The organism is Trebonia sp. (assembly GCF_049794275.1).
Taxonomy (GTDB): domain Bacteria; phylum Actinomycetota; class Actinomycetes; order Streptosporangiales; family Streptosporangiaceae; genus Trebonia.
The window spans coordinates 1-4,928 of the sequence record NZ_JBARCR010000144.1 but is presented as its reverse complement, the minus strand read 5'-3'; the positions used below and the strand labels follow the sequence as shown (position 1 = coordinate 4,928).

Here is a 4,928-nt window from a genome sequence, read left to right as displayed (position 1 = left end):
CCGCCGACGAGGACCGGCTGCATCCCGACCCGTACCCGTCGGTCGGGGCGTGGTGCCGCGACCGGGTCGCCGCGTCCGCTGCGCGGCTTGCTTCGGTGTCCGGGCCGATGGTGCTGGTCAGCCACTGGCCGCTGCTGCGCGCCCCGCTCACGGCCCTCCGTCACCCGGAGTACGCGCCGTGGTGCGGGACCGAGCTGACGGCAGAGTGGCACTGCTCGTTCCCGGTTGCCGCCGCCGTCTACGGTCATCTGCACATCCCGCGCACCACGCTGCACGACGGCGTGCGCTTCGAGGAAGTCTCGGTCGGTTACCCCCGCGAATGGCAACGCCGCGGCCCGGCGCCGCCGCAGCCGCGGATCATCCTGGGCTGACCGGAGTCGGCCGCGTACGTTCCGGATGAAATCAGAAGTCGAAACCGCCGGGGCGGGAGTTGTGGTCGGCGAGCAGGCCCGCGAGCGTGGAGATGGCGATCTCCGGGGGGGTGCGGGAGCCGATGTTCAGCCCGATCGGGCGGTGCACCCGGGCGATGTCGCCGGGCGAGACGCCGAGCGCCTCGAGCGCCGCGATGTGCGGGCCAGGGTGATGCGGGTTGCCGAGCACGCCAATCCAGCGGGCCTTGGTGGCGAGAGCGTCGCGCAGCATCACGCCTAGTTCGTCGCGGTGGTGGTCGGTGACCACTACGTCCGCTCCCTCGATGTCGTCGGGCACCGTGCCAAGGACGCCGAAGCCAGTCATCGCCGCCCCGGCGGCGCGATCTGAGTCCGGCTCGACGAGCAGGCAGCGGAACCCGGCGTCGGAGGCGTAACGCAGCAGGAACGCGGCGACCGGCGAGGCGAACACCGCGATCAGGCTGCGGTCCGGGGCGAGGAAGCCGCCGCTGACGGCCGGCGAACTGGCGGCGGCGGGAACCGGGGTGTGCGCTACCGCGCAAGGATCGGTCTCTTCAGGCATACAGCCAGGATAGGGTCGCCCACTATGGAGTTCCATGACGTGGTGCGGCACCGGCACATGGTGCGGACGTTCACCAGCGAGCCGGTACCGCAGGCGTCGATCGACCGGATCCTCGGCAACGCGGTCCGCGGGCCGTCGGCGGGGTTCTCTCAGGGGCAGGCGTTTCTCGTGCTGAGCGGGGGCGACCTGCCGAAGTTCTGGGCCGTGGCGAGCGAGGCGGTTTCGGCGTCCGCGCAGACCGCGCCGCTGCTCATCGTGCCGATGTCGTCCAAGCGCGTTTACCTGGACAGGTACGCGCAGCCCGACAAGGGCTGGACGGACCGGGACGAGGCGCGGTGGCCGGTGCCGTTCTGGCATATCGACACCGGCATGGCGGCGCTGCTGATCCTGCTCACCGTGGTGGACGAGGGGCTCGGCGCGGTGTACTTCGGGATCGTTCCCGAGGCGGTGCCGGAGTTCCGCGCCGCGTTCGGGGTGCCTGACGACTATGAGCCCATCGGCGCGATCGCGATCGGGTACGACGCGGAGCCCGCGCCGCGCGACCTCAGGTCGAGGCGACGTTCCTCCGGTGAGATGATCCGCTTCGGCCGCTGGTAACCGAGGCGCCGACGGCGGTGTCACTCGCGCTGGTTGGCGGAGATTGTCTCGGATCCGGTCGCGGCCTCGTCTTCCGCCTCGTCCTCTGCCTCGGCTGCCGCCGTGCCGGCGATGGGCTCCGGATCGCTATCCGTGCCGGCGGCGTCGGGGACCTCGCGCAGGGGCGGGCCCGACAGGCGCCACGCTTCGCGGACGATGACCTGGAACGCCCCGGCCGCCGGGATGGCGAGCAGCGCGGCGACGAAGCCGCCGAAGATCCCGCCGATCCACGACCCGATCGAGGCGCCGACCAGCACCGAGACCAGCACGAGCAACGGGCTGATGCGCACCGTCCTGCTCATGATGACCGGGTTCAGGACGTGGTTCTCGAACTGGGTGTAGATGAGGAACACGATCAGCGTGACGAGGCCGGCGGTAAAGGAGTGCGTGAGGGCGAACAGCACCGTGGGGATGCCCGCCAGGGCGCCGCCGATCAACGGCAGGAAGTCGACGAGCCCAACCCACAGCGCCCACAGCCCGGCGAACGGCACGCCGACTATCATCAGCGTGACGAACACGACCAGGCCGCAGATGATCGAGGTCAGGAAGTTGCCGAGCATGTAGCCGACGACCGCGCGGTTCATCTCGGCGGAGAGCTCGATGGCCCCTTCCGCCGACTTCGGTGACAGCAGGCCGAGGGCGCCGCGGCGCAGCCGCGGCCCTTCGAGCAGCAGCATCAGCACGAGGACGAAGATCGTCACCAACTCGATCAGCACCGACGCCGCGGCTGAGCCGATCGACAGCACCGGTTTGGTCAGGTTCTGGGCGTAGGTGACGAGCTTGGGCGCGTTCTGCGTTACCCAGTGCTGGACGTGGTACTTGGTCGCCAGGTGGCCGATCCAGCCCTTGCCGCTCTGCGCGCTCGCGACGTAGGACGGCAGCTTGTTGGCGAGGCTCGTGATCGCGTTCACTAGCGGAGAGCCGAAGATGTAGGCGAGTCCGATGAACACCAGCACCGCGAACAGGGTGACGATGCTGACGGCGAACCCGCGGCGGCGGACCACATAGCGCTGCAGGATGAGCACGAGCGGGTTCAGCAGCAGCGCGACGAACCCGGCGACGAGCATCAGCAGGACGATGTCGCGCAGCCGGTAGATCAGCTTCCCTGACAGGTAGAAGAACGCGACGACGAGCACCGCGACGACGATCGTCCGCAGCGGGACGCCGCTCCTGTCTGCGGCTTTCCACAACCGGGATACACGGCTGCCCAGTGGCCGCTGATCTTCCTTAACCACGATTACAGGATGTCAGGTCCGTGGCGTAGAAAGCGCAACACGGACGAACTGATCGCAGCCGGCGCCAACCACCGCCGGCCACTTGGTGGACACGAACACCGCCCATAGCAGCAGCCCCAGCAAATCCAAGCCCGGCAAGCCCGAGCATCGCAACAGGCGGCGCCGCCGGGCCGCTGCGCCGTCGCAGGCGTCCGCCGATGCGCCACCACCGGATCAACCACGTACCCGCCGCTAGCCGCCGTAATCAGCCAGGACCGGCCGGCAGTGATGGTATTCGCCAGGCTACAGCGACGTCGCTTCTTGCTGTTATCAGAGAATGGGCGCACCGGCGGGGACGGCGCGACCTGGTAGTCAGGGCATGCCTCCATGGTCGCGGTCACTCAGGGCGCGAACGTCACCTCGAAATTAGGGCAAACCGGGCATAAAACGGGACGATCGCGCCCCATGTGAGGAACGCTGGGCCGGCGGACGTGGCAACCCGCACCAGGCGTCCCCAGTGCCTCTGCTGTCCAATACGCCGGGCACACGGAACCCGGCCAGGGCTGTTTTGGGTTAGTGCTGGGGATTTGACCACTCAGAGGGGTCAAATCCCCAGCACTAACGGGACTTGGTGACGCTGTGAACTGTGCGGCCTGCGGGGCGACGTCGCTCCTTTCGGAGCTCGTACGTCGCTTCGATGGTGAGGCGGTGTGTTGGAGCATTAGCACGTACCCATAGGCGGTACCCGACGTCACAAACTGGGTGGGGCGCCTCGACATGGGCTGGTCATTCACCGGGACAGCAGTAGATAGCCGATACAGGTGGCGGCGGCATCGGGTGCCGGGGCAGCGGATCTCATCGATCGCGTGCTAAGCGCGCCGCCTCGGCGGCAGCCCGGCCGGCGGAGTCCGGCGGCGCGTCATTACTTGACGAGACGCCGATGGCGTCCTAGCATTTGTTTCATGTCTTACACGTGTTATACGCGTAAGGCTTGCAGGTAAGGAAGAGGACATGGCGAAGCCCGGGACCACGCGTGTCGAGAAGCACGTCAGGTCGCTTTTTCCTGACGGCGTGATCAGCCGGGTCCAGGTGCTGGAGTACGGGGATGACCCGGCGGTAGAGCCGGGAGACGTCGCGGTCCGGGTCTTCCTTCACCGGCCGGACCAGCCGGAAGGCGGGGAAGCGGACGAGCAGATCGTCGGTTCTTTCGAGAACGCTAACCGCGAGCGCCTCAAGAAGCTGAACGACGAGCTGCCCCGCGTCATCGCGTGGGTGGAGTTCCAGGCTGACAGCCCGGACGAGACGGACGAGACGGAGAAGCGCCGCCGTCATGTCCTGAAGATCGGGCGCGGGGGCCGGGCCGCTAGGCCGCTGGATGACGCGGCAGAGGAACTGACTCCTGTCATGACGCGGCTCGGGCCTGCTGACCTGGCGGCGGTGGACATGCTGATCACCGCGGGCATCGCGGGCAGCCGCGCGGAGGTGCTGCGCTGGGCGGTGGGCCGCATCCGGGAGAACCCGGCATACGCGCAGCTGCAAGACCGGGTGCGTGAGATCAGCGAGCTTAAAGCCCGGTTCTGACCGGGCCCGGCTGATCCGCGGGGACCAGGTGACTGACGGCAGGGCTAATTAAGGAGGCGGCCGTGGAGGCGGCGACGACAGACCGCATCCAGCGGATGATGGATGCCGAGGCGGCGGAGCGTTTCCCTCTAGACGCGGTGCCGCGGCTGGTGCTGCTGCGCCACGGCGACCACCCGGTGATCGAGCCGGGAGAACTGTACCTGCTGGTCATCCCGGGCCAGGACGGCGCGACGCGGGACGCCTGGATGGCAGAACACTTCGACCGGCTGGAAGACTTCCGCGCGCAGCGGCTGCCCGAGGTCAAGGGATTCATGGTCACCACCGGCGCCCGCGACAGCGTCGGCCTTCCCCCCACCCGGATCATGCAGATGGACGGCATCTCCCTGCTCGACCCGGAAGAAGACGAGATCGCGCGCGGCCTCACCCCGGTGCCGGAAGCTCTCCTCGGGCCCGCGGACCTGGCGACGCTGGACGCGCTGATCACCGCGGGCATCGCGGCCAGCCGCGCGGAGGCCGCGCGCTGGGCGCTGGCCCGCATCCGCGAGC

At 68.6% G+C, this 4,928-nt stretch carries 5 protein-coding genes and 1 pseudogene; 4 read left to right on the top strand and 2 right to left on the bottom strand.

Annotation, left to right across the window (positions count from 1 at the left end):
• A pseudogene (locus WA805_RS04185) lies at window positions 1-371 on the top strand (metallophosphoesterase); the annotation flags it as partial.
• A 31-nt stretch (window positions 372-402) separates the two neighbouring features.
• Here the strand turns inward: WA805_RS04185 and WA805_RS04180 are convergent.
• Window positions 403-951 carry an XdhC family protein gene (locus WA805_RS04180; protein ID WP_422282043.1) on the bottom strand — a complete coding sequence of 183 codons (549 nt, stop codon included), beginning with the start codon at window positions 949-951 and terminating at the stop codon, window positions 403-405.
• 24 nt (window positions 952-975) lie between these two features.
• Between WA805_RS04180 and WA805_RS04175 the strand changes: the two genes are divergently transcribed.
• On the top strand, window positions 976-1,548 hold the full coding sequence (locus tag WA805_RS04175; RefSeq protein WP_425241682.1) for a nitroreductase family protein: 573 nt from the start codon (window positions 976-978) through the stop codon (window positions 1,546-1,548).
• Between the two features lie 20 nt (window positions 1,549-1,568).
• Here the strand turns inward: WA805_RS04175 and WA805_RS04170 are convergent, their stop codons facing one another.
• On the bottom strand, window positions 1,569-2,822 hold the full coding sequence (locus WA805_RS04170) for an AI-2E family transporter (protein ID WP_424562645.1): 1,254 nt from the start codon (window positions 2,820-2,822) through the stop codon (window positions 1,569-1,571).
• A 990-nt stretch (window positions 2,823-3,812) separates the two neighbouring features.
• Between WA805_RS04170 and WA805_RS04165 the strand changes: the two genes are divergently transcribed.
• Window positions 3,813-4,382 (top strand): hypothetical protein, encoded by a 570-nt coding sequence (locus WA805_RS04165; protein WP_425241681.1) that lies wholly within the window; start codon window positions 3,813-3,815, stop codon window positions 4,380-4,382.
• A gap of 62 nt (window positions 4,383-4,444) precedes the next feature.
• On the top strand, window positions 4,445-4,928 hold a 484-nt coding region (locus WA805_RS04160; RefSeq protein ID WP_425241680.1), incomplete at its 3' end, for a hypothetical protein.